Annotated in this window: 24 protein-coding genes; 15 read left to right on the top strand and 9 right to left on the bottom strand. The window is 54.6% G+C overall.

What is annotated here, in order from left to right; translation table 11 throughout:
- A partial coding sequence (locus ABX962_RS03755; RefSeq protein ID WP_372716759.1) for a triose-phosphate isomerase occupies window positions 1-438 on the bottom strand: 438 nt, incomplete at its 3' end.
- Window positions 435-1,472: a 3-deoxy-7-phosphoheptulonate synthase gene (gene aroF / locus ABX962_RS03760; RefSeq protein WP_372716761.1), complete on the bottom strand. Its 1,038-nt coding sequence runs from the start codon at window positions 1,470-1,472 to the stop codon at window positions 435-437. The genes ABX962_RS03755 and aroF, both read right to left, overlap by 4 nt.
- Before the next feature lie 360 nt (window positions 1,473-1,832).
- Between aroF and ABX962_RS03765 the strand changes: the two genes are divergently transcribed.
- The 4 genes from ABX962_RS03765 (at window position 1,833) to ABX962_RS03780 (ending at window position 6,201) form a co-directional block, all read left to right on the top strand.
- Complete coding sequence (locus ABX962_RS03765) at window positions 1,833-2,033, top strand: hypothetical protein (RefSeq protein WP_372716763.1); 201 nt, start codon at window positions 1,833-1,835, stop codon at window positions 2,031-2,033.
- A gap of 397 nt (window positions 2,034-2,430) precedes the next feature.
- Window positions 2,431-3,660: a DUF1559 domain-containing protein gene (locus tag ABX962_RS03770; protein ID WP_372716765.1), complete on the top strand. Its 1,230-nt coding sequence runs from the start codon at window positions 2,431-2,433 to the stop codon at window positions 3,658-3,660.
- Between the two features lie 626 nt (window positions 3,661-4,286).
- Window positions 4,287-5,381, top strand: a complete 1,095-nt coding sequence (locus ABX962_RS03775; protein WP_372716767.1) for a glycosyltransferase family 4 protein — start codon at window positions 4,287-4,289, stop codon at window positions 5,379-5,381.
- 25 nt (window positions 5,382-5,406) lie between these two features.
- Window positions 5,407-6,201 carry a class I SAM-dependent methyltransferase gene (locus ABX962_RS03780; RefSeq protein WP_372716769.1) on the top strand — a complete coding sequence of 265 codons (795 nt, stop codon included), beginning with the start codon at window positions 5,407-5,409 and terminating at the stop codon, window positions 6,199-6,201.
- Between the two features lie 39 nt (window positions 6,202-6,240).
- Here ABX962_RS03780 and ABX962_RS03785 read toward each other — a convergent pair whose 3' ends face one another.
- Window positions 6,241-6,972 carry an FkbM family methyltransferase gene (locus ABX962_RS03785; RefSeq protein ID WP_372716771.1) on the bottom strand — a complete coding sequence of 244 codons (732 nt, stop codon included), beginning with the start codon at window positions 6,970-6,972 and terminating at the stop codon, window positions 6,241-6,243.
- A gap of 79 nt (window positions 6,973-7,051) precedes the next feature.
- Between ABX962_RS03785 and ABX962_RS03790 the strand changes: the two genes are divergently transcribed.
- Entirely contained in the window at window positions 7,052-7,228 is a 177-nt protein-coding gene (locus tag ABX962_RS03790; RefSeq protein ID WP_372716773.1) for a hypothetical protein, read from the top strand.
- Here the strand turns inward: ABX962_RS03790 and ABX962_RS03795 are convergent.
- Genes ABX962_RS03795 through ABX962_RS03805 form a run of 3 tightly spaced genes read right to left on the bottom strand, consistent with a single transcriptional unit; the run spans window position 7,200 to window position 9,648 of the window.
- Window positions 7,200-8,294 carry a M56 family metallopeptidase gene (locus tag ABX962_RS03795; RefSeq protein WP_372716775.1) on the bottom strand — a complete coding sequence of 365 codons (1,095 nt, stop codon included), beginning with the start codon at window positions 8,292-8,294 and terminating at the stop codon, window positions 7,200-7,202. The two genes, ABX962_RS03790 and ABX962_RS03795, sit on opposite strands and share 29 nt — an antisense overlap.
- Window positions 8,294-8,665 (bottom strand): BlaI/MecI/CopY family transcriptional regulator, encoded by a 372-nt coding sequence (locus ABX962_RS03800; RefSeq protein WP_372716777.1) that lies wholly within the window; start codon window positions 8,663-8,665, stop codon window positions 8,294-8,296. The genes ABX962_RS03795 and ABX962_RS03800 overlap by 1 nt, the downstream gene beginning before the upstream one ends.
- 53 nt (window positions 8,666-8,718) lie before the next feature.
- Window positions 8,719-9,648 carry a DUF1559 domain-containing protein gene (locus tag ABX962_RS03805; RefSeq protein ID WP_372716779.1) on the bottom strand — a complete coding sequence of 310 codons (930 nt, stop codon included), beginning with the start codon at window positions 9,646-9,648 and terminating at the stop codon, window positions 8,719-8,721.
- A 506-nt stretch (window positions 9,649-10,154) separates the two neighbouring features.
- Here ABX962_RS03805 and ABX962_RS03810 point away from each other — a divergent pair.
- Together ABX962_RS03810 and ABX962_RS03815 are read left to right on the top strand one after the other, a co-directional pair.
- Entirely contained in the window at window positions 10,155-10,616 is a 462-nt protein-coding gene (locus ABX962_RS03810) for a HugZ family protein (protein ID WP_372716780.1), read from the top strand.
- A gap of 91 nt (window positions 10,617-10,707) precedes the next feature.
- A complete protein-coding gene (locus ABX962_RS03815) occupies window positions 10,708-11,127 on the top strand; it encodes a hypothetical protein (RefSeq protein ID WP_372716782.1) in 420 nt (139 codons plus the stop codon).
- 20 nt (window positions 11,128-11,147) lie between these two features.
- Here the strand turns inward: ABX962_RS03815 and ABX962_RS03820 are convergent, their stop codons facing one another.
- On the bottom strand, window positions 11,148-11,555 hold the full coding sequence (locus ABX962_RS03820) for an SseB family protein (RefSeq protein WP_339938282.1): 408 nt from the start codon (window positions 11,553-11,555) through the stop codon (window positions 11,148-11,150).
- Between the two features lie 419 nt (window positions 11,556-11,974).
- On the opposite strand from ABX962_RS03820, the gene ABX962_RS03825 reads away from it, so the two are divergent.
- The 5 genes from ABX962_RS03825 to ABX962_RS03845 all read left to right on the top strand — a co-directional run bounded on the left by ABX962_RS03825 (window position 11,975) and on the right by ABX962_RS03845 (window position 17,048).
- Window positions 11,975-13,390, top strand: coding sequence for a Gfo/Idh/MocA family oxidoreductase (locus ABX962_RS03825; RefSeq protein WP_372716784.1), 1,416 nt, complete (start codon window positions 11,975-11,977; stop codon window positions 13,388-13,390).
- Between the two features lie 199 nt (window positions 13,391-13,589).
- Window positions 13,590-14,612 carry a DUF3500 domain-containing protein gene (locus ABX962_RS03830; RefSeq protein ID WP_372716786.1) on the top strand — a complete coding sequence of 341 codons (1,023 nt, stop codon included), beginning with the start codon at window positions 13,590-13,592 and terminating at the stop codon, window positions 14,610-14,612.
- 90 nt (window positions 14,613-14,702) lie between these two features.
- On the top strand, window positions 14,703-15,089 hold the full coding sequence (locus tag ABX962_RS03835; RefSeq protein ID WP_372716788.1) for a heavy-metal-associated domain-containing protein: 387 nt from the start codon (window positions 14,703-14,705) through the stop codon (window positions 15,087-15,089).
- 12 nt (window positions 15,090-15,101) lie between these two features.
- Entirely contained in the window at window positions 15,102-15,908 is an 807-nt protein-coding gene (locus tag ABX962_RS03840) for a sirohydrochlorin chelatase (RefSeq protein ID WP_372716790.1), read from the top strand.
- A gap of 183 nt (window positions 15,909-16,091) precedes the next feature.
- Window positions 16,092-17,048: a DUF1559 domain-containing protein gene (locus ABX962_RS03845; protein WP_372716792.1), complete on the top strand. Its 957-nt coding sequence runs from the start codon at window positions 16,092-16,094 to the stop codon at window positions 17,046-17,048.
- Window positions 17,049-17,084: 36 nt separating this feature from the next.
- On the opposite strand, the gene ABX962_RS03850 is transcribed toward ABX962_RS03845, so the two are convergent.
- On the bottom strand, window positions 17,085-18,497 hold the full coding sequence (locus ABX962_RS03850; protein ID WP_372716794.1) for a TonB-dependent receptor: 1,413 nt from the start codon (window positions 18,495-18,497) through the stop codon (window positions 17,085-17,087).
- Window positions 18,490-18,912 (bottom strand): PleD family two-component system response regulator, encoded by a 423-nt coding sequence (locus ABX962_RS03855; RefSeq protein WP_040764135.1) that lies wholly within the window; start codon window positions 18,910-18,912, stop codon window positions 18,490-18,492. Before ABX962_RS03855 ends, ABX962_RS03850 begins: the two co-directional genes overlap by 8 nt.
- Before the next feature lie 190 nt (window positions 18,913-19,102).
- On the opposite strand from ABX962_RS03855, the gene ABX962_RS03860 reads away from it, so the two are divergent.
- The 3 genes from ABX962_RS03860 to ABX962_RS03870 are packed head-to-tail and all read left to right on the top strand — an operon-like array spanning window position 19,103 to window position 21,811.
- On the top strand, window positions 19,103-19,675 hold the full coding sequence (locus ABX962_RS03860; protein ID WP_372716796.1) for a chemotaxis protein CheW: 573 nt from the start codon (window positions 19,103-19,105) through the stop codon (window positions 19,673-19,675).
- 13 nt (window positions 19,676-19,688) lie between these two features.
- Window positions 19,689-21,200 carry a CheR family methyltransferase gene (locus tag ABX962_RS03865; protein ID WP_372716798.1) on the top strand — a complete coding sequence of 504 codons (1,512 nt, stop codon included), beginning with the start codon at window positions 19,689-19,691 and terminating at the stop codon, window positions 21,198-21,200.
- Entirely contained in the window at window positions 21,197-21,811 is a 615-nt protein-coding gene (locus tag ABX962_RS03870; protein ID WP_372716800.1) for a chemotaxis protein CheW, read from the top strand. Before ABX962_RS03865 ends, ABX962_RS03870 begins: the two co-directional genes overlap by 4 nt.
- The last annotated feature ends 18 nt before the right edge of the window (window positions 21,812-21,829 follow it).

A 21,829-nucleotide genomic window follows, 5' to 3' on the forward strand; every position in this document is an offset into this window, starting at 1 on the left:
CGTTTGGATCACTTCTTCCATTTTACCCGCTTCACGCTCTTGAAGCGTTTCGCCGACACACACGATTGGCACCAAGTTGCCAGCGAGTGCCGCATGTAGTTTCTTGCTGACATCCGCATCGGTTTCGCCCATCAAGGCGCGACGCTCGCTGTGCCCCAAGATCACGAAGCCACAGCCGACATCGGTCAACATCGCTGCGTTGACTTCGCCCGTGAACGCACCATCTTCGGCAGCGTACAAATTCTGTGCGCCAAGCTGGACCGATGTTCCCGCGACCGCATCCGCCACGCTAGACAGGTACACCGAAGGTGGACAGAGGACCACTTGGACCGACGGCGTTTCGCCGACTGCGGCAACCACACTCTTGGCCAGTGCAACGGCACCGTCACAACGAGTGTTCATTTTCCAGTTACCAGCAATGATTGTTTGACGACTCAACCCATTTTCTCCGGAAGCGGGGACACAGTTTTTCCAAACAGCTTAGCAAGTTCTTTCATTTGGTCTGCAAGCTGACGATATTGATCGGGTAATAAAGCCTGAGGGCCATCGCTTTTTGCTTCTTCAGGGCAATCGTGCACTTCGATATGCACGCCATCTGCCCCGGCGGCCAAACCGGCCAACGCACAAGCGGGAATCAAATCAGGCCGGCCTGTTGCGTGCGAGGGATCCACAATCACAGGCAAGTGCGACAAATTGTGAATCAAAGGAACGGCTGCGACGTCAAACAGATTCCGCGTCGCGCTATCAAATCCTTTGACCCCACGTTCGCAAAGCACCACGTTCATATTGCCTTGGGACAGGATGTATTCGGCACACATCAACAGATCGGTGATCGTGGCACTCATGCCACGTTTCAGCAACACGGGCCGCTGCGACTTGCCCACTTCGGTCAACAAGGCAAAGTTCTGCATATTGCGTGCACCTACCTGCAACATGTCCGCATGCTCAGCGACCAGTTCCACTAAACGAGGATCGGTCACCTCGGTGACCACTGGCATATTGAACTTGTCGCCCACTTCACGCAGCAATTTCAGTCCCGTTTCGCCAAGCCCCTGGAATGCATAGGGGCTGGTTCGCGGTTTGTAGGCACCGCCGCGAAACAGATTGGCTCCCGATTCGCAAACACTTTCTGCAATCCGGAACATGCGATCGCGATCTTCGACACTGCAGGGACCCGCGATCATGCCGAGATGCCCATTGCCGATTTTTACTCCGGAAACGTCGACAATACTCGGCTCAGGATGAGCTTCGAGCGAGGCCAATTTGTAGGGGGGCAGCACAGGGATGACTTGCGCTACGCCTGGAATCGCGTGCAGCGGCTCGGCTTGCAGCTTTTCTTCGTCACCAATGATGCCGACAATCGTGCGAAACGTTCCACGGCTGAGGTGGTGCTGCAGCCCAAGAGCCTCGATCCGCCGAAGCACGTGATCGACTTGCTCTTCCGTTACGTTGCTTTGCAGAATGACGATCACGGCGTAGGTGGCCTGTGAATAGTTATGGGTTGTCGGAGAATGCCGCGTTGGGCAAGCGGGGCAATGTAGCAGGCAAACCGCAGAATCGTCGAGGCCAATGGGGGCCTGTGGTACCGCATTTCTTTACCACCGAAGGTTCTTCGGGCCGAATAACGGGGCTGCGGGCCGAATTATCGCGCATCGGACTGCTACTTTCGTGATTCTCGCCCCCGCGAACGTTACTTTCCCCAGTTGCCCCCCCAACGGACTTGTCATCCGCATTAGCCCCTGAGACACTGGCAGTACCGCCGTCGAGCCTTGATGGACGCCACCAAGACCACTCGACGCATTGCAAGTTCGTCTCTTTTTCTAGGTGTATTGATGATCCGCTTAAGTTTTGCATTCGTGTTTCTGTTCGCATCGCTCACGTTTGTTCCCGGATGCGGCAGCAGTGATGAGTCAACCGTGGTGGGAGGGCATGATATGGCCTCGATCGAAGCCGAAGAGAATGAAGAAAGTACCGAAGACCCGGGCGAGGATGCAGGTGCGGCAGCAAGTGGCCCGACTGCCGACAATCCTTGATCTCACCGGGGTTCTGCACCTCTCCACCCGACTTCGTCGGTGGAGAGGGAACTGCAGTTTGGGCCCGAAAAAAACTCATCGCTTAAGATCCGACCTCAATACCAAAGTTGTAGCGGCCCAAAGCTAGCGTCACCTTGCCTGTCCCCATCCTTTCGGATCGCGAAATGGCGTTCCCACTGCCCGAAAGGCTATCTAAAACGCAAAATTCAAGCACTTTTGCGTCTTTTTTTGGATAATTTCTTTCCTACCGGCAATTTAAGGGGTGATAAAACCCGCTGCGCACTGATACGGTAAAGATCCAGGTCACACAAATGACCTGCGTAGGGTTGGTGATTCTCACCCCCCACTTTTCTGCTGAAAACTCTTTTCCCTTTCTTCACTTAGGAGACATTCAGAAATGAATCACCCTAGAGCGCAGCGCGGTTTCACGTTGGTGGAACTTCTCGTAGTCATCGCAATCATTGGTGTTTTGGTCGGACTGTTATTACCCGCGGTTCAAGCCGCACGCGAGGCTGCTCGGCGGATGCAGTGCAGCAACAATGTGAAGCAACTCGGTTTGGCACTTCACAATTATCATTCCGCCTACAAGCAAATACCCACGCAAATGGGGGGCACCGATCGGTTAGGTGCTGCCAAAGCGGACGATGACACCAATCGGCGACGACTCAGTTTTCTGGTTGGATTAACCCCGTTTTTTGAACAACAGGCGTTGTGGGAACAAATCTCGAACCCAAGTCTCGAGACCACCGATGGTAGCACGCCGACCGGTACGGGCGGAAAATGGCATCCGATGGGGCCAACCGGGTACAAATTGACCTACGTTCCCTGGTCCACCGAGATCGGGTCGTTGCGTTGCCCAAGCGACCCATTCACCGGACTTCCGGCGGGGGGACGCACCAATTATGCCGCCAATATTGGCGACGGAATTGATCGTGTTTCCTTTGGTGGGATGAACGAAATCGGCATCTTCCACAGCAGCTCAGGGGGCACCCATACGACAGCCCAAGGCTGGATGATCACGCGTGCCAAAGCGGCGAACCGAGGTTTTTTCTGGCCACGCAAAAAGAAGACGGCTTTTCGTGACGTGCTGGACGGTCTCGCCAACACAATCGCGATGGGCGAAATTCCCACCTGCGGCCAGATTCGACAGGTCAAAGGGACGATCGTTCGCAGTATCACAGGCGGTGCAGAAGGGCTGAAATCGAATCCCAAATCGACAGTCGATGCCACTCGAGATCCTGCGAGACCCCAATTCCTAAAGCAATCGGGGTTGACCCTTTACGAGGGTTCCTATGCGCGGGGTACCCGCTGGGCCGATGGACGAGCGTCGACCACCAGCTTTCAAACCATCCTGCCCCCCAATAGCCCCAACGCGTTGTCGGGCAACGCAATGGCTAACGCAGTGCTGCTGAGCGCAGGAAGTTACCACCAAGGGGGCGCGCACGTATTGATGGGTGACGGTGCAGTGAAATTTGTCACCGACAGCATCGAAGCGGGCGATGGCGACCACCGTGCCCCCGAACGCGATGGTGGCGAAGGCGTCCGCGCGGGAATGGAAAGCCCATATGGATTGTGGGGAGCCTTGGGAACTCGAGCCTCGCGAGAAACTCCCGAGGGTGAGATCTAAATCGCCCGCAAGCTTAAATCATCTCTCGAAGTCGCGATTCCACAGCCGCCCCGCTTTGTCACAAAGCGGGGCGGCTCTTTTTTTTGTCATCCTTTTCAAATGCTAGCATTTAGCGGGGACAGACACCCGAACTAGCCCCCAAACCCAACGGGCTCAAGCAAATGGTAAACAAGAAGGCCGCCGAAAAAACGACACAAGCTGATCTCCCGCACAACCGATCAAAAATTGCAAGCCAGCAATCCCTCGTGTTCGACCTACTCGGACACGAAATACTCTGCGAGGAATGCTAGCAATTGTTACCGAAGCGAGACGAAGATTGCTTGGGGGTGCGATCCCGATTGGGTGGCGGCCCTGAAATGTCTTTCTCTAAACGAGAATAGTTTGCTACAACAGGCCTGCTGGGTTAAACCGCATCCCCAATCGAGCCACTCTCACCCCGACTGTGATGATGGGAACGGACGTTCCCCCCGTTTCACCATTTCCGCAGGGTGAGTTTGATTGTTCGCTCAATAAACCTTGCCGACAGTACAGGCTTGCCTGGCACTCCCGTCTCCATTCCGTTTACAAAATCTCCGACAAACCATAACGATAGCATGCGAGTTCTATACGAAGGTTCCATATTCGAGATGCTTCGTTGTGGAGGCGTTGCACGCTATTTCGTCGAGCTGATCAATCGACTTCCCGCGCAAACCACGCCAATCATGCTCGGTCCCGAAGATCCGGCGACGGGGATAACCCATCCTCGATTTCAATACGAAGCGGTGCGAACTCGGCCACCGCTAAAGATCTTGCGGAAGCTTTGGCATCCTGCCCAGCATGGTCGCATCGGCAAACGGATGCACCAGCAGCAAGCTGACTTGGTGCATTGGACCTATTACCAAGGATTGTGCCGACGTCCGATCGAACAATCCACAGTGCCGACGGTGATCACGGTTTATGACTTCATCCACGAGGCATTTCCCAACACCGATCCAACGGGCAAATCGCTGACGATGAAGGCACGGGCGATCGACCTTGCAGACCACATCTGCTGCATTTCACAAACCACGTACGACGAGTTGTGCCAGCGGTTCCCATCGGCCGCAAACCGTGCGTCGATCACGCCGCTAGGCAGCGGGCTTGCGGACGTGCATCCCGCTCCGCTGCCCACGGAACTCGCCGGGCGGCCCTTTGTCTTATTCGTGGGTCGTCGCGGAGGCTACAAGAACTTTGATCTGCTGTGGCGTGCTTGGAACAAAATGAAGCAGCAAACGCCCGAGTTAAATCTTGTGCTGGTGGGGCCGCGAATGAAGCCGCGCGAGCAGGCCGCCCTGGGTTGGTCCCACGACGATCCCCGCACTCACCTGTACGTAGCCGCAGAAGATTCGCTGCTAAAAACGCTCTACCAGCACTGCAGCGCGTTTGTTTTTCCCTCAAAAATGGAAGGATTTGGTCTACCTGTGCTAGAGGCCATGATCAATGGCTGTCCCGTCTTTGCATCGTCCTGTGCTGCACTGCGTGAAGTCGCAGGTTCCGCGGGCTATTTCTTTGACCCCGAAAATGTCGACGAGCTTGCCGAGCTGCTGATTGCCGCCGGTGACGACTCGATCGTCGACCGAGAGAACAAAATTGCCGCCGGTCATCGCCGTGCCGATTATTTTTCCTGGGAAAACACTGCCACGCAGACGATAAAGGTCTATGAAGACTTGCTGAAACAAGATCGCGTGCGTCATGCCGCGTAATTCATAACCTTTCAAGGACCCGGCCATGGCAATGGATTGCCTCGTCTGCAACGGACGTTCGGAATCATTCGCACGCGCAACTATCCTGGCCCGACACGAGATCGAATACTTTCGCTGTAGCGATTGTGAATTCATTCAGACCGAAACACCCTACTGGCTCGACGAAGCGTATGACTCGGCGATTGTGTCGACCGACGTCGGCTTGGTGGGGCGGAACGCAGCGTTTTCAAAAATTGTTGATCGCACGCTTCGATTGGTAATGCCGAGCGTCCAAGCCAGTGTCGATTATGGCGGCGGTTACGGAATGTTCACACGCATGATGCGTGACCGCGGCCACGATTTCTCGCATTACGATCCCTACTGCGAAAACCTGTTCGCGCGAGGCTACGAAGTCCAACCCGGTGCCAAACAGTTTGATTTGGTGACGGCATTCGAAGTCTTTGAGCACATGGCGGAGCCGCACAAGGACCTCAAAACCCTTGATGCACTCGGGGCCAATTGGATCATCTCGACCCGGATTGTTCCTGACCCAGCACCTCAACCTGACCAATGGTGGTACTACGTGCTCGAAGGCGGGCAACACATTGCATTATGGTCGCATCGAGCATTGCAGTCGATTGCCTCGCAATACAAGCGACATTTGACCGTGACGCGGCGAGGCATGCATGTTTTCAGCCAAGAGAAGATCAGTCCTTTTCTGGTGCGGACGGTGGTCCGCAATCGCTCGATCCGCGTGTTTGACGGTTTTCGAAAACGCAAATCACTGCTGCAAGCGGACGCTCAGCGAGCGATCGAGCGAACCAGACGCCGCGCGGCCTAACAACGGTGGTTTCACGACACGGATGTCAAGGGATAAATTTCAAGCGGCGGCTTTCACCGCCACGATGGCTTGACGTCGCACAAAAATCCCATTGGCTTGCAACATCGCTCCCGTTTTGGGATCGAACACGGCGGGACTCAACAGCATCATCTCGTAACCAAGCTGACTCATCGACTCGATCGATTCGTGCCCAAACGGAGGGTCTGGGTGCGTTGGCTGGATCGACAACGCCCCTGGCTGGATCGACAACGGCATCTCAATCGCCACAACTCGCTCGAGACAACCGCTGGCCCCTGTCAACACTTGATGCGAGTGTCCCTGAACATCCAGTTTGATGTAACAACGGTCGCCGCTGGTGTAATAGTCATTAAATACCGTATCAAGGCGACGGGCACGGACGGGTACTTGAGCCACGTAACCCGATTCCGCAGCGATCGACAGCGAATCGTCGCAAAGGTCTTGTAACGAGTGACTGGTCCCGTTAGCCGCCACATTCAGCAGTGCGGTACCATTTTTGGAACTGAGAGCGAAGGGTTCGGCTTTCCAATTGCGAAAACCACGGCGGGCCTCACTGAGGGTGGCGTACGTTTTCGGATCAGGCTCGAACGAGATGATCCGTCCGGCATATCCACTGTGGATCAAACTCTGGCCATATTGACCGCGATGGGCACCGACATCCAACACCAAATCGATATCATACCGTCGTATCAAGCCGATATTTTCTTTGCTTTGCGTGTCGTTTTTGCACAAACTCGCATTGCGGTGAGGCATGTTGAAAAGAGCATTTGTCTCTTCCGACCGCGACGGTGGCGATGAAGAAGCGTCTGACATCCGAGGGCCCAAAATCCTAATGAACGACTCAACACGACGCGGTGAAGCCAACACAGCCTTCGTCACCTGGGACCGATCCGACTCGGTCCGCCCCGATGGCAGCATCGATTGCCAGAGATTAGCGATTCCCGCGGATCTGCCGCAACATCGTTTTGCTGCGTCGTTGGTCAATCGTGGCGATGAGACGATTCGCTGAATTCATGTCGCTCGTCAAAGGGCTCAAAGTCACGAACGTTGACCCCAAAATCATGCAGCGTCTTGGCGGTCCAAGTCGGCCAAGGTGACCAATGACTGCGAGAGGATGCCAATACATTCACAGGCAGCCACAGGTGAGAAACGAATAGCGTCATCAACACCAACCCCACGACTCCGCACGATTGCCGAGGGCGGCTGAAGCGGGTGGGGAATTTTGCGATGCGGACAAGCCGCTCGCTGCGGCGAACAATCACACTTTTACGGCGGCCAAACGCCAACACACAGGCCGCCGCTTCGGACGCCGGATGTCGAACACTCCGCTGTGCGATCTGAATCAACGTGCGTAAATAATCAACAACTTTACCAGCGGATTGCGCGGCCACCTCATCACACAAAAATTCGCGAACCACCTCGGCACGGTATCCCGCCCACCAAATCGCGGGATGAAACCACAACAGCGAAGTACAAATTTGCTGCAAAAAGAACTGCAGCGGATGGTTGGTCCTCAGATGCGATAACTCGTGCAACATCACATGCCGCAGCACCTCTCGATCGCCTTCGATCAGGTACCTTGGCAAGACAATCGTCGGCTGATGGAATTGCCGGCAAAAAGGTCCTGTCATCTTATCGGACACCAGCAGATGTAACCGTGGTGGTAGAAAATCGGCCGGAATCGCGGACAAGCCAAGCTGATCAAAGGAAACCGTTTCGCAATCCTGTTGTAGAAAACGCAGCAACTGCCATAGGCCCCATCCACGACGCAGCAGAATGAAGCAAACTCCCGACAACCAGATCACGCCCCCCGCATACACCCCCCATGTTTGCCACTGCAGGATCAACTCGACTTGATCGTTCAATTGGCTCACAGGGATAGTGGCAATGCGAAAGTGAGGAAGCAGGATGGCGTTGGCAACCAAGGCGATCACGGCAACAAAGTTTGCGGTCCACACGCGACACGCCGAGGCCGATTCGTTCAACCATCGCTCGATGATCGCCGCGATAATCACCACCAAGGTGACTTGCAGACAGATCCCCGAAACAGCCTCCCAGACAAACGGAGCGTTCATCAAGATTTCTCCAACTCATCGGCTGCGTCGGCCATCGCAGAGAGGTCCTCGGCCGTAATTTTTTCCGAGTTGACCAGGCTAAGAACCAGCGAGCGAACGGACCCGCCAAACAGTTGCTCGGCAAGTTCTTGGATCATGCCATGACGCACCTCTTCGCGGCTGACCCGTGGCAGATAGCTGTAGGCACGGCCGACCTTCTCACCACGACGCACAATCTTTTTCTCTTCGAGAATATTCATCGTGGTCATCACAGTGGTGTAGGCCAAGTCACGGTCAATCGCGGCAAGGACTTGCGGCACGGTCACCTGGCCTTCGCGCCACACGACGGCCATCACTTCGGCCTCACATTTTGTCAATTGAATACGGTTCATCCAGCTTGCCCTCTTGAAAACGAACACACATCACTTAACGCGTCCCATCGGTGTTAGCGTCGCAACCGAGCGATTTCGTGGTACAACGTCAAATCAATATTTTGGTCAACAAAACGGACGTGACCATCGCCATATAAAAAGTTCGCGCCACCAGGATGACGACTTGAAAAATCACACTCATCCGCCAACGGATTGTTGATTCCCTCCAGTGCAGAGCCTACCAACCTCGCCGCCGCGTCTTCGCCCTTGAGACTGACCCCCAACCAAGTCGAGGGGACTTGAGCCATCGTGCGTTCGCCGACCAAGTAGGTTTGACTTAAACCTCGCTGGAACTCACGAAAACGGACGGGCCGGTTTTCTAAAAACGCACCATCACCGAGCGGCGCAGGAACCGCGTCATCGGCCTCTAATGTTCCAAAAACACCGACATAGTTTGCCGTGGGCAACTCGAGGATCGCTTCCACCTCGCGGGCAAGCGGCAGCTTCGCCCCATCCATCGCATGCGTTGTCCCCGCAGCGCGCTCGACTTCGTCTTCGTCTTCGTCACCTGCGTACATCACAAAGGTAGGCTCGGTGATGTCCGAGGGGCAGAGCATCATCACTAATGGCTGGGCCCGGATTTCCGCAAAGCCAGGATCAAGCAGTGTGGGCTGCGCATCGACTTTGTCTTTCAAACTCTGCTGCTCCAGGAACGGCAGCACTTGGACCGCCCATCCCAATGCGGTTTCCTGTTTTGCGTCGAGTTGCCAACCGGCTGGCAGGGCCGCCTTGGCATTGTGATGCTGGTGAAGCGCCAACCCCGATTGCCGCAAATGATCCACACACTGAACCCGCCGCGCCGCTTCACGCGCCGAACCGATCGCAGGCAGCAGCAACGCCACCAAGATCCCGATGATCAACATCGTCACCAGCAATTCCAAAACCGTCAAACCAGCCCGCAGTTTCAATACAGTACGACGTGTCCATGAATTACGGGGTGTCAATGAATTACGGGGTGTCAATCCAGTACAGCGGGCCGATCCCGCCTGAAAAATCCTTCCGTTTCGAACCGGCCGCTTGCTGGAAGCCGCTGATTCATGGGGGGGCGAAAATCGTTGCAACCCGTATTGCTGACGCGGATTCAATGGAAAAGTCAATTTGCCAAGACAATCCAATCGCGTCATCACTTTAATTTTGCCAATCCAATCCATTGACCGTTCGCTTCGAACCGCCTGATTCGTTCGTATTGCTGTATTTCGAATTCCGAACCAGAGCTGTCGTCGCCCTTTATCGATTCGGAAAGCGGATGCATTCTACGAAGGTGTTAGTAATGTCGCAATGCAGATGTTTCACACCCCGACGGCCTCGTCGCCAGCTAGAATGAACTGGAACTCAAATAAGAAGCGTTGATTTGCGTTTCGAGTGGATGCCATTAATTTTCTTCCCCCTCCCTTCTTCCAAATCAGGTGCCAAGCACACGATTTGTCTTCACGGAAATGACGGAACTGAAATGACAAAAGTTGCGAATGCGAACACAGTCGTCGTGATTACCGAAAACGCGATAACGGCAAGTTTGGGGACGTTAAACGAAGACAACTCGCCGTTTGTGAGTCTGGTGACGATCGCTTCGCAGAGCCCCACCTCGGTGCTGATGCTGCTCAGCAGCCTCGCCAAACACACTCAAAACCTGAGCCACAGCGTCCGCTGCTCGCTGATGATCGTCGAGGAATGCGACCAATCGATCGCCCCGCTCGTCGGGGCACGCGTCTCGCTCGGCGGAACCTGTGTTCGGATCGCCAAGGACGAAGAAGAGGAAGCACGTGTGATTTTCCTAGGAAAACACCCCCATGCCACGGTGTATGCCGACTTTGACGACTTCGCGTTCTACCGTTTTGAGGTCGAAGAAGCCCATTTGATTGCAGGCTTCGGCAGGTTTGAAACGATCTCGGCGGACGAACTACGCAACCGCTGAGATCGTGTCACCGCCCGATCGAGCGAGTCGAGACGGCGGAGCGAAACGAATTTGCTTAGTTCTTACTTGATCGCAACTTTGGACCCTAGCTATGAACGGTTCCCAATCGGCTCCCACTCCCAACAACAACGAGCAGCCCGGCGACGAGCAGCCCGAGGACAATGAATCTGTGATCGAGACCCAGATCACCGAAAAATCGCGGTCGCAAAGGGGAAACGTGACGAATGATGTCGACTCGCAACAAATGGCTCAATTTGTCACCACGATTAAAAACGCCGAACAACAGGTGGGCGAGCACATCATCACGGCGCTACAACACGAAGACACCGTCGCCGTGATCACCACCGTCGTGATCGGCGACGATGGTCAGCAGCGTGTGGTTTCGGCGGCATTAAACCCGGCTCGCCTACAGCAAGTCCAAGAACTGCTGCAAGCGGCGAGTGATGAGCGAGAAGATGAAGAGCCATGCGTCGGATTCCACTGTCTGGTGAAGCCCAAGCAAGCCTGCTAAGCCCTGGCAAACAAATTTCCCTAGGCCGGTTCACCAAGTTCGAGGATCTCGGTGGCGAGCTCAGGATCGATGATTTGCTTGTATTCGGTTTCGGGATTGATCAGCAAACCGAATCCTTCGGGAAGAAACTCGAGCAACGTCTCGCCATCGACGACAAAACCCTGCACTTCATCTTCTTCGCTGAATAAATCTCCCATTTCACCGACAAACAGCCCCGCGTTCTCTTCGGAACTGAAGGCCACCAACACGTCGGCGTCTTCGATCTCAGCCGTCAATGCTCCCATACTTTCCTCGTCACCGTCGCCCTCGTCTTCGTCGTCGATATTGATCAGCACGAAATCAAGTCCAAGCAGGATAGAACGGATTTCTTTTGCGTTGCGTTCGGCGATCGCAGCATCCAAAGCTTGGATGTGGGATTGAAAAGTCATGGACGCGTGGCTCGGTAAAGAGTTTGAGAAACGGAAAGCATGCTTCGAAATGTCAATCTCTAAGTGTATCACGCCGAGCCTCTCGATAGCAGATGCCACACATTCACCACCCAAAACGGTCAAAAAGGCCGGAGGCTTCGGATAACCGAAATCGCAATTCGCGACTTCTCCCCCCACTGACGCCCCGCTCGGTCACTCCCCCTCCCGCTCGGCATCCTGACTCTTCCACTCAGCATGAGGCCCCGCCCGTCGGAAAGAGGCCCCGCCCGCCGGAGGATCCGCGGGTCCTTCAAAAACCGTAAAAAGTAGTCTGTCTGCGGCATTCACGCCCGATCAGATTCACTCGTAAGAGATTTGAGATATACTGCCGGAACCACAAAAACGCCTCGAGTTCATCAAACCAGACAGGTTGATCCCCAATGAATCGCAACGAAAATGCCCCCTCGACTGAGCGTTCCCTCCAGGCCAATGGACGACGCGAATTCTTAAAAACCAGTGCTGCGGTGGGTGCGGCGACTTCGGTCCCCTACTTCTTCAGCAGCTCCAAAACGCAAGCGGCTGAAACACAATCCAAAAACGATCGCATGACAATCGGTGTGATCGGTGCCGGCGGAATGGCAACGGGGAACATCGACTCGGCCAAAGAATGGTTGGATGTGGTAGCAGTAGCTGACGTCGATAAAGGACGTTCCGACAACTTCAACAAGCGATTTTCTGATGGCAAAGCCGACGTCTACGAAGACTATCGGGAAATCCTCGATCGCGATGATATCGATGTCATCCACATTGCCACGCCGGATCATTGGCACACCAAACCGCTTGTCGAAGCGATGTTGGCCGGCAAAGACGTGTACTGCGAAAAACCGCTGACGCTGACGATCGACGAAGGCAAATTGATCCGCAAGGTGCAAAAGGATACCGGCAGGATTGTCCAAGTCGGCACGCAACAACGAAGCACTTTCCACTTGTTCGTCAAAGCGATGGCGATGGTTGCCGAAGGCCGGCTCGGAAAGATCACTCAGGTTCAAGCCGCAATCGGTGGCGCTCCCACGAGTCCTGAAATTCCGGTAGCCGAAGTACCAGAGAACTTAAACTGGGACCGTTGGCTCGGCCCGGCTCCGAAGGTCGATTACCGCTACATGAAAAAGGGCAAGCATGCGCACACTAACTGCCACTACGAATTCCGTTGGTGGTACGAGTACTCGGGCGGGAAACTGACCGACTGGGGTGCTCACCATGTCGACATTTGCAACTGGGCACTGAAGTTAAACGGTCAAACCGAAGGCCCACTATCGATCAGCGGAACCGCGAAACACCCCGTTGATTTCCAAGATGGATTCCCCGTTCCCAACGACCGGTACAACACCGCGACTGGGTTCCAGTTCAACGTGAAGTATCCTGGGGATACTGAAATGATCATTCGCAACGACACGGACAATGGTGTCTTGATTACGGGAACCCAAGGCAAAATCTTTGTCAATCGTGGCAAATTGGTTGGCAAACCCGTAGAGGACTTGGCGAGCAACCCGTTGCCCGAAGATGCGATTTCCAAGGTCTACAAGGGCTTGCCGATGGAACACAACGGCCGCAAACAACATTGGGCCAACTTCCTGCACTGTGTTCGCGAACGCAAAGAGCCGATTTCGGATGTGCATTCGCACATGGAAATGCTTAACGTGTGTCACTTGGCGGGCATCACCGCTCGCTTGGGCCGCGATTTGAAGTGGGACGATTCGAACGAGCAAATCGTGGGCGACGAGGAAGCCAACAGCTTCTTGGCTCGCCCCTATCGCGAAGGCTATGAAATTGAGATGCGAAAACCCGTGAAGAGCTAGCATCTCGCTCCCCCTAAAGCCGTATGCCCAACGCTGCAGGAGAATCGTTTCACCTGCGGCGTTTTGTTTTGCTTTTCCGCAAATTTGCCCACCGCATTTGCTTTCCTCCGCCGGACGACGCCCCCTATAATATCGAAGTTCGGCTTCGAGCCCACCTTCGCCCCACCTCTCTCTCTCTCATACCTTTGTGGACTACGCAATGAACGATCCCCACTCCGTCAACCGTCGTCAGTTTCTTGGACATAGCTCCGCTGCGATCGCAGGCGCCGCGATCGCGGGTACCGCAGCTGCCCCGCTGCTTTCCTCTGCAGCCAAGGCGGCCGAATCAACGCCCACCGCCGAAACTCTGGTCGGCCGTCTGTATGAAACCCTCAGCGAAAAACAACGTGGCGATGTCTGTTTCGATTGGGATCACCACGATCCAAAGCGAGGTCTGCTGCGAACGTTTGTTGCTAACAACTGGAACATCACCAAGCACGAGATCAACGACGACTTCTACAGCGACGAGCAGCGCGACCTGATCAAGCAAACCTTTGAATCGATCATTCACCCCGACTGGCACGAGCGTTACTACCAACAACTCGAAGACGACGCTGGTGGATTTGGAAACGAACAGTCGATTGCTATTTTTGGGACTCCTGGCAAAGGCAAATTCGAAATGGTGATGACCGGTCGCCACATGACATTGCGTTGCGATGGCGATTCGACCGACCACGTCGCGTTTGGCGGGCCGATCTTCTATGGCCACGCGCCCGAGTTCAATGAAGGTGCGAATCACATTGACAATGTATTTTGGGATCAAGCCATCGCGGCGAACGATCTTTACAAAATGCTCGACGGACGACAACAAAAAGAAGCCTTGGTTGCGAAGACGCCAAGAGAGCAAAACGTTCATTTCCGTGGCCACCAAGGCAAACGAACCGGATTGCCGGTGTCCGACATGTCGGCCGATCAACAAGCCCACCTGCAAACCGTGTTGCAGAAATTGGTCGAAATGTATCGCCAAAGTGATCGCGACGAAGTGGTCAAATGTCTAAAGAGCCAGGGGGGTCTCGAAGCCTGCGAATTGTCGTTCTACCAAGACAATGACATCGGCAATGACAAGGTTTGGGACAATTGGCGTCTTGAAGGCCCCGCATTTGTGTGGCACTATCGGGGTGCCCCTCACGTTCATGTGTGGGTCAATGTGGCCGATGACCCAAGCGTGAAAACGAACAGTTGATCTTGTCGCGGGCAGCATTCAAGCTACAGTCAAAACAATCTTTTACCCTCTTCCTTTAGCGTTTTAACCATTTTTTCAGAGAGATTTTCCATGCGTGGAATTGCTTACGCGATCGCAGCCCTAGCCGCCGTTATCATCATGGTGGCGGTAGCAAAGATGCCCCCACAGTCAGAACAAGCGGCCAACGAAGTGGCCAGCGCGGCAACCGAAACAGTGTCCACCGCCGTGATGGACGACGAAGGAACGCTGACGCTAGCGGTTCCCGAAATGCATTGTTCGGTGTCGTGTTACCCACGTGTCAAAGAACTGTTGGAAAACACCGAGGCGGTTGAAACCGTGGAATTGGCAGCCCAAAAGGAAGAGGGCATGATCGACAATCGCCAAGTGATCGTGCACTACAAGGCGGGCTTCGATGTCGGCCAAGCTTTGACCGCTCTGGAAAAAGAGGGTTTCGCAAAATCGGACGTCGTGCACTAGTCGCGTCTGACAATGACAGTGCCTGATCTTCGACCAGCCTCGACGAATCCCATCCAACAAACCGCTAAACCCCTTGGCGTTTTGTTGGTGGGGCATGGCACGCGAGACGAAATTGGCACGCAGCAGTTTTTTGAGCTTTCGGAAAAGCTGCAACACCTTCTCCCCTCGATGCTGGTCCAACCCTGCTTGCTCGAGTTCCAGCAACCGACGATTCCCGAAGCGTGGAATCGGCTGGTCAGCCAAGGCGTCACCGAAATCCGCGTGGCTCCGCTGCTGTTATTTGCAGCCGGACATGCCAAACAGGACATTCCGGATCTGGTGCGAAAGTGCCAAGCGGAAACACCGCACGTGACGTTTTCACACACACGCCCCATTTCACGGCAAGCGGCGTTGGTGGATTTGGTTTGCAGCCACTTACAATTCGCACGTGATGGGTTTGCTCACCCCGACGATGAAATCACATTGATGATGGTTGGTCGTGGCAGCCACGATCCGTGTGCCCAGGCCGACATGCGAGTGTTAAGCGAAGTGGTTTCCCACCGGCTGGGCATCGCCAATCCATCGACCTCCTTTTATGCGATGGCGAAACCACGGTTCGCTGAAACGCTCGAGCAACAGGCCCGCAGCTGTCGCAAAATCCTGATTCATCCTCATCTGTTATTTGATGGCCGCCTATTCCAAGCGATTCAAAAGATCGTGACGCAGACGCAAGTAAAATTCCCCGACGTCGAAATCCGTCTGTCGTCATATTTGGGACCACATCAACTCGTGGCCCGTGCAATCGCGGCTAGAATCACGGAAATCGCCTCTCGAGTGTAATCCCCCCCACCGCGTTCGGCGGCCGTTTCGCTCCCGAAAAAATGCTTGCGACGTTGGGGCAACGCCCCTTATAGTGAGGAGGCTTTTGATCGTTGATGCGCCAGGAACATACGTTCTTGGGTAAACGACATCCAAACGCAACCGCTATTCCTTCTCTCTTCATTTCACCCTCGTGGCAGTGCCATGCGACAAGCCCTCCAACGTGCTTTCACACTCGTCGAACTGCTGGTTGTGATCGCCATTATCGGGGTGCTGGTCGGATTATTGTTGCCAGCGGTCCAGTCGGTTCGTGAAGCGGCACGGGTCGTCCAGTGCCAAAATCACTTGAAGCAAATTGGGCTCAGCTTTCACAACTACTCGACCGGATTCCGCCAATTTCCTGGCTATGCCGGCGAGGCGAATCCGCAGTTGGTCATCTTCCCCGACCGCAATCAACCCAAACTGGCGATGGCAGGTGCGAACTGGATCGCGCAAACGCTGGCCTATTCCGAACAGAATGAATTGGCAGCCCAGTTGTCTCGGTTCGCGGAAACGCCGAACGCGACGTTGACCTCCGCACGAATCGCCACGATCCAGTCGGCAATCCCGATGCTGCATTGTCCGTCGCGTCGCGATGCTCAGCCGTACCCAATAATGCCGCGTTACCAAGCCCACTACGGCAACGAAGCGGCGCGCACGGACTATGCCATTTCTGCGGGCAGCGGAAGTGAACTTGACCCCAGCGATCCGTTTAGCGATCGCATGGTGCAAGTCGAAAAGAGCGGTGCTTGGCAATTGGGCCGATCCACCCGTCCCCGAGATGTCTTGGACGGACTAAGCGTCACCTACGCGGTGGGTGAAAAGGCAATGGACCCCAACAATTACAGCACAGGCATTTGCCAAGGCGACCAGATGCCAATTTCCGGTGACCCCCGCGATGACGACACCCCCAGCACCTATGCTCGCTACGCCGTGCGGCCTCCGATGCTCGACCGTATGAACGATTGTTTGGTGTGCCATGATTTTGGCAGTGCCCATCCTGCCGGATGGAACGTGTTGATGTTGGACGGTTCAGTAAAGATGGCGACGTTTAGCATCGATCTTGAAATCCACAAAGCCAACGCATCGATCCAAGGCCATGAGGTTCCTGAATCGTTTTAAGAAGTGCTCGTAACACGGTAGCGAAAATCGCCAAGACTACGGCCGATAACCGAAGAAACGCCGCTCTTTGATCATTGCGGCGACGTGTTCGGAAACCATCGTTTCCCATGTCGGATCCTTCGACTCGATCTTCTTCAACACATCGCGTGAGAAGATTGACAAATAGGCATCATTGAAACTGCTCAACTGTTCAATGCAACCTCGTTCAACAAGGTACTCGTACAGTTTTCGAAGATTCGGAGCGACTTCGAGATTCTGGACCGCGGTAAAATCACCGGTTTCCGGATCAACAAACGGGTAGATATACAGCTTCAAATCGCTCTTGAATAAACGGCCAAAGGATTCGAGCACACCACCCTGCAGTTCGGTGTAATACTTTTCATTAAACAGTTCCCGCAGGCTCGAGGCTCCCATTGTGATCCCGATCCGGTTTCGGCTAAAGCGAGCCAAGTAGGCGGCCAGCCGATAGTATTCGAAGTAATCCGAGATCATTACCATCATACCTTCGGCAGCCAGCAATTCGATTCGCGCGATGAAATCAGAATAGTCCAGCGCACCGTCGGTCAACAAATTTTTCAGCGTCATTTCGGTCAGCTGAACGATCTCGCCTGCATCGTCTCCGAGCTCGGCGGAAAATTGTTCGCGAGCACAGCGGAGCATGTCGATATTGACGTGGGTGACCGGACGAAAGCTGCCTCGCTCGACAAGAATGGGCTTTTTGTAAAGCACTTCGGATGGTTGCAGTACCGTTCCATCGGCTGCAAACATGGCCGCATTACTCAACTCGAGCTCGACTAACTTCATGCTCATCACGCGGTTGTCAACTTGACGAAACGCGATCCCCGAAAACTCGATCATGTCAATCTCGATACGATCGACGGTCAAATTGTCCAGCAGCGATCGGACAAATTGGTCAGGATCATGTTTTAGAAAGCAGGCGGCATAGACGAGATTGACTCCGACCACGCCGAGTGCTTCCTGTTGTTGCGAATTTTCGCCATCGAGCATCCGCACATGAATGATCACTTGGCTGGGTTCATCCCCAGGCACAGCTTGCAGTTTGACGCCCATCCAACCATGGCACTCGTTGGTGCCTTTGAAATTGCGGGCCGAGACGGTATCGGCAAATACAAAAAAGGCAGTCGTATCGCCGCGAGTGGGTCCAAGCTTGTCGAGTGTTTGCTCGAATTCGTAGTCCAACATACTTTGCAAACGTGGACGACAAACATAGCGATCGCAGGTGCCATAAAAAGCATCGCTGATCGCCATGTCATAGGCCGAAATACTTTTGGCAATGGTCCCTGCGGCTCCGCCGACCCGAAAGAACCACCGCACCACCTCTTGCCCCGCCCCGATCTCGGCAAACGTGCCATAACGCTGCGAGTCAAGATTCGTCCGCAGCGCTTTGCCTCGGGTATCGAGCAGATCGGCTTGATCCAGTTCACTCATGCTGCGACTTCCTCAAAGCTTCTTGAGTTTCGCGTAGCGAGCGTTCCAGGTTGATGATCCGTTCGCCCGCCCTCAGCCGGACATGCAGTTCATCGTGATTGAACGGCTTGCTAATAAAATCATCCGCGCCCGACTCCATGCCTTCGACCAAGTCCCCCTTCTTGGACTTTGCCGTTAACAACAGTGCGTAAACGTAAGCGTGATCCCGCGCCGCGCGGATCCGGCGGATCAAGTCCGGGCCATCAATCCCCGGCATCATCCAATCGCAAATCACTAGCGAAAAGTCGTCATCCTGGAAACATTGCCACGCTTCGCTGCCATCCTTGGCCACCGTCACCTCATACTCCCATTTCTCGAGATAGCTCTGCAGCAACCGTCGAGAAACAGGATCATCGTCGGCAATCAAGATTTTCATCGCACGCTCCATGGCTCGTCGCCCTTGAAGGTTAATCCCGTGTTCTGTCGCTAAACAAGCCAATCCCTAAATCCTGCACTCCAACTTAAATTCTAACATCCGCTGTTGATCAAGGGGTGTAGAATGAAAGGTCGCAAGTCCTCTTTGTCGGAGTTCGTTTTTCTCAAGAGGACCGTAAGAGTCGACGCCCATGGAACTTGAAATCCTTGTCTTTCAATGCGAACAACGCCACTTTGGCGTTGAAACTCACTTTGTTCGTGAAGTGCTGCGAGCCGTCTCGCTTACCCCCGTCCCCAAAGCGCCCGATGGGGTGATGGGATTGGTCAATCTTCGCGGCCATGTGATGCCCGTGCTGGATACGAAACATCTGTTGGGACTTGGCAACGCTCAGATTCGCACGACCGATCATTTGATTGTAATCAGGGTTGGATGTTGCGAAATCGCTTGGCACGTCGACCACGCCGTCGATCTATTACGGGTCCGCATCGACGACAACACTGACAACACTGACAACACTGACAACACTGACAACACTGACAACACTGACAACACTGACGACACTGGCGACACTGGCGACAACACTGTGGTGGGCGACCAAGCTTCGGCGGAAACCAGCCATCCTCCCCGCTTTCTGCGAACGGTTGCCAAGACGCACCTGGGCGTCGTTCAAGTACTCGACCCGACGCAGCTGTATTCCGATAGTGCCATGGAAGACGTGCTGGAACTTGCGGCATCGGTCATCGCGACCGAATACACCTCGTGACGGAGCCTGCGAGGTGAACGACAGCGAACTGAGCCATGTCCTTGCCGTTATCCAGCAGCGTACCGGCATTTCGTTTCGCAACGACCAAACACAATCAATCCAACGCACCCTATCGCTGCTGATGCAACGTCTCGGAATCACAACTTCCGCGGCGTTTGTTGCCGCAATACAGAGCGACCCTGAGGTGTACAACGAATTGGTCAATGAGATCACGGTGGGCGAGACCTACTTTTTTCGTGAGCCCAAACAATTCGATTTCATCCGCCATCGAATCATTCCCGAACTACGTTCACGTCGCGGCGATTCCACGATCTTGAGAGCATGGTCTGCTGCGTGCGCCTCAGGCGAAGAAGCCTATTCCCTTGCGATTTTGTGTCAACAAGAGACACAGCAGCTGGATTTATTGGGCACCGATCTGTCGATCCAATCGATCGCCAAAGCGCGGCGAGCATCTTATCGGGACTGGTCCTTTCGCGGCGGTGCGATGTCACAGGTTGCGAAATACTTGGTGCAAACACATTCAGCCAAGCACGACCAACGTTATGAATTGAGCAAACAGGTTCGCAGGCATGTTCGTTTTCAACTGCTAAACCTCGCCTCGGATGACTATCCCAATCGCAGTGCCGGAATCGGAAACTTTGACCTAATTCTGTGCCGCAATGTGCTGATCTATTTTCAACGCGAAACCATTAATGCGATCGCACGCCGGTTGTACGAGTGTTTGGTTCCCGGTGGTTGGTTGATCACGGCGTCGGGAGACCCTTCGTTGATTCAAGAGAGCGACTTTGCTGCAATTACCACGCAATACGGCACGTTCTACCAACGCGGCGTCCCCAATGCGGCGGGACAAAACCGTGCGGCCGAGGTGACGAAATCCGGGACACACGTCAAACCGAAATCGGATTTCCCGAAGCCCATCACCTCCGTCCGCTCACCCGAGACGCCACCGTCGGCAGCTGCTGCGGAAACGGCGAAATCAGTGGACGCCTCCCCTTCGCAATCCCCGTCGCGGATGCCGATCCACTCACGCTTGATGGCAGAGGCACGCAAGGCGCTTGCTGCGGGTGATTACGCAGCGGCGGTTCGTTTGACCGAGAATCAACGTCAGCACCCCGACGCCTGCGTGATTCATATTCGTGGCCAAGCTCATCGGAATGCCGCCACGGCACTTGAAAGGTGTAGCGAAGCGGTTGCGAGCCATCCCCTCGCAACGGAATTGCATTATTTGCGTGCCCGATTGCTGATGGATGCTAACCAACTTGACGAAGCAGCGCGTGCAATAGGGCGGGCCTTGTTTTTGGACCGAAGTGACGTGATGTCCCAATTTTTAGCTGGCTCGATCCAATTCAGGCGAGGACAATGGAAGGTTGCCTATCGTCATTTCGAGACCGCGCTGAAATTGTGTAACCAACAAGATCCTCAGGCCTTGATTCCCTTTTCTAAACAGGACACAGCGGCGGTGACTGCGGCGGCAGCCGAATCGCAAATGACAAAAATCCGAGCTCTGCTTGCGAAAACACCATGATTGCAGCTGACAACAAACTCACCAAAGTGTTCGATTGGGATGATGCCAAACGTCGTCTCGAAGAGTCTGGCAAAACGCTGCTTGATACCGACAATCTGACTCCAGAACAATCCGCTCGAATCCTGGACGAACGCGCCCGCCAACTTGCCCGCGTTCCCGACCAAACGCTTGACAACCGCGAGGTCCTCGAGGTGGTGCGATTTCGCATCGGCAGCGAAGAGTTTGCGATTGGCTCGGAATACGTGCTCGAGTTGACTCGCCCCAATGCGATCACGCCGATTCCTCAACTCGAACCGCACTTTGTGGGCGTCACGAATCTTCGCGGTGAGGTCACGACGGTGATCGACTTGGGAAAACTGCTGGGCATCTCCGCAGACGACGAACCAAAGTCGCAGGTCCTGGTGCTAGGTCGCGACCGACCTGAATTTGCGATTCGAGTCAGCGGCATCGAGCATGTGATGGCACTGCGTCGCGACGAACTGCTCGAACCGATGGGGGTGGCGGGTTGTTATCGCGACCTAATGCTCGGGTGCAGCAAAGAGGGGCTGCTCGTGCTCGATGGCAAAGCACTGCTGGGATGCGAAGATTTGTATGTAGACCAAAGTGAGTGACGCGTTCGCTCGGCAACC

This window comes from Novipirellula sp. (genome assembly GCF_041583735.1).
Lineage (GTDB): Bacteria > Planctomycetota > Planctomycetia > Pirellulales > Pirellulaceae > Novipirellula.

What these genes read in the sequence shown, in the direction of transcription:
- ABX962_RS03765 (WP_372716763.1), top strand. Translation starts at nt 1,833, where the DNA reads ATGATCCGCTTAAGTTTTGCATTCGTGTTTCTGTTCGCATCGCTCACG.
- ABX962_RS03770 (WP_372716765.1), top strand. Translation starts at nt 2,431, where the DNA reads ATGAATCACCCTAGAGCGCAGCGCGGTTTCACGTTGGTGGAACTTCTC.
- ABX962_RS03775 (WP_372716767.1), top strand. Translation starts at nt 4,287, where the DNA reads ATGCTTCGTTGTGGAGGCGTTGCACGCTATTTCGTCGAGCTGATCAAT.
- ABX962_RS03780 (WP_372716769.1), top strand. Translation starts at nt 5,407, where the DNA reads ATGGCAATGGATTGCCTCGTCTGCAACGGACGTTCGGAATCATTCGCA.
- ABX962_RS03785 (WP_372716771.1), bottom strand. Translation starts at nt 6,972, where the DNA reads ATGCCTCACCGCAATGCGAGTTTGTGCAAAAACGACACGCAAAGCAAA.
- ABX962_RS03790 (WP_372716773.1), top strand. Translation starts at nt 7,052, where the DNA reads ATGAACGACTCAACACGACGCGGTGAAGCCAACACAGCCTTCGTCACC.
- ABX962_RS03795 (WP_372716775.1), bottom strand. Translation starts at nt 8,294, where the DNA reads ATGAACGCTCCGTTTGTCTGGGAGGCTGTTTCGGGGATCTGTCTGCAA.
- ABX962_RS03800 (WP_372716777.1), bottom strand. Translation starts at nt 8,665, where the DNA reads ATGAACCGTATTCAATTGACAAAATGTGAGGCCGAAGTGATGGCCGTC.
- ABX962_RS03810 (WP_372716780.1), top strand. Translation starts at nt 10,155, where the DNA reads ATGACAAAAGTTGCGAATGCGAACACAGTCGTCGTGATTACCGAAAAC.
- ABX962_RS03815 (WP_372716782.1), top strand. Translation starts at nt 10,708, where the DNA reads ATGAACGGTTCCCAATCGGCTCCCACTCCCAACAACAACGAGCAGCCC.
- ABX962_RS03820 (WP_339938282.1), bottom strand. Translation starts at nt 11,555, where the DNA reads ATGACTTTTCAATCCCACATCCAAGCTTTGGATGCTGCGATCGCCGAA.
- ABX962_RS03825 (WP_372716784.1), top strand. Translation starts at nt 11,975, where the DNA reads ATGAATCGCAACGAAAATGCCCCCTCGACTGAGCGTTCCCTCCAGGCC.
- ABX962_RS03830 (WP_372716786.1), top strand. Translation starts at nt 13,590, where the DNA reads ATGAACGATCCCCACTCCGTCAACCGTCGTCAGTTTCTTGGACATAGC.
- ABX962_RS03835 (WP_372716788.1), top strand. Translation starts at nt 14,703, where the DNA reads ATGCGTGGAATTGCTTACGCGATCGCAGCCCTAGCCGCCGTTATCATC.
- ABX962_RS03840 (WP_372716790.1), top strand. Translation starts at nt 15,102, where the DNA reads ATGACAGTGCCTGATCTTCGACCAGCCTCGACGAATCCCATCCAACAA.
- ABX962_RS03845 (WP_372716792.1), top strand. Translation starts at nt 16,092, where the DNA reads ATGCGACAAGCCCTCCAACGTGCTTTCACACTCGTCGAACTGCTGGTT.
- ABX962_RS03850 (WP_372716794.1), bottom strand. Translation starts at nt 18,497, where the DNA reads ATGAGTGAACTGGATCAAGCCGATCTGCTCGATACCCGAGGCAAAGCG.
- ABX962_RS03855 (WP_040764135.1), bottom strand. Translation starts at nt 18,912, where the DNA reads ATGAAAATCTTGATTGCCGACGATGATCCTGTTTCTCGACGGTTGCTG.
- ABX962_RS03860 (WP_372716796.1), top strand. Translation starts at nt 19,103, where the DNA reads ATGGAACTTGAAATCCTTGTCTTTCAATGCGAACAACGCCACTTTGGC.
- ABX962_RS03870 (WP_372716800.1), top strand. Translation starts at nt 21,197, where the DNA reads ATGATTGCAGCTGACAACAAACTCACCAAAGTGTTCGATTGGGATGAT.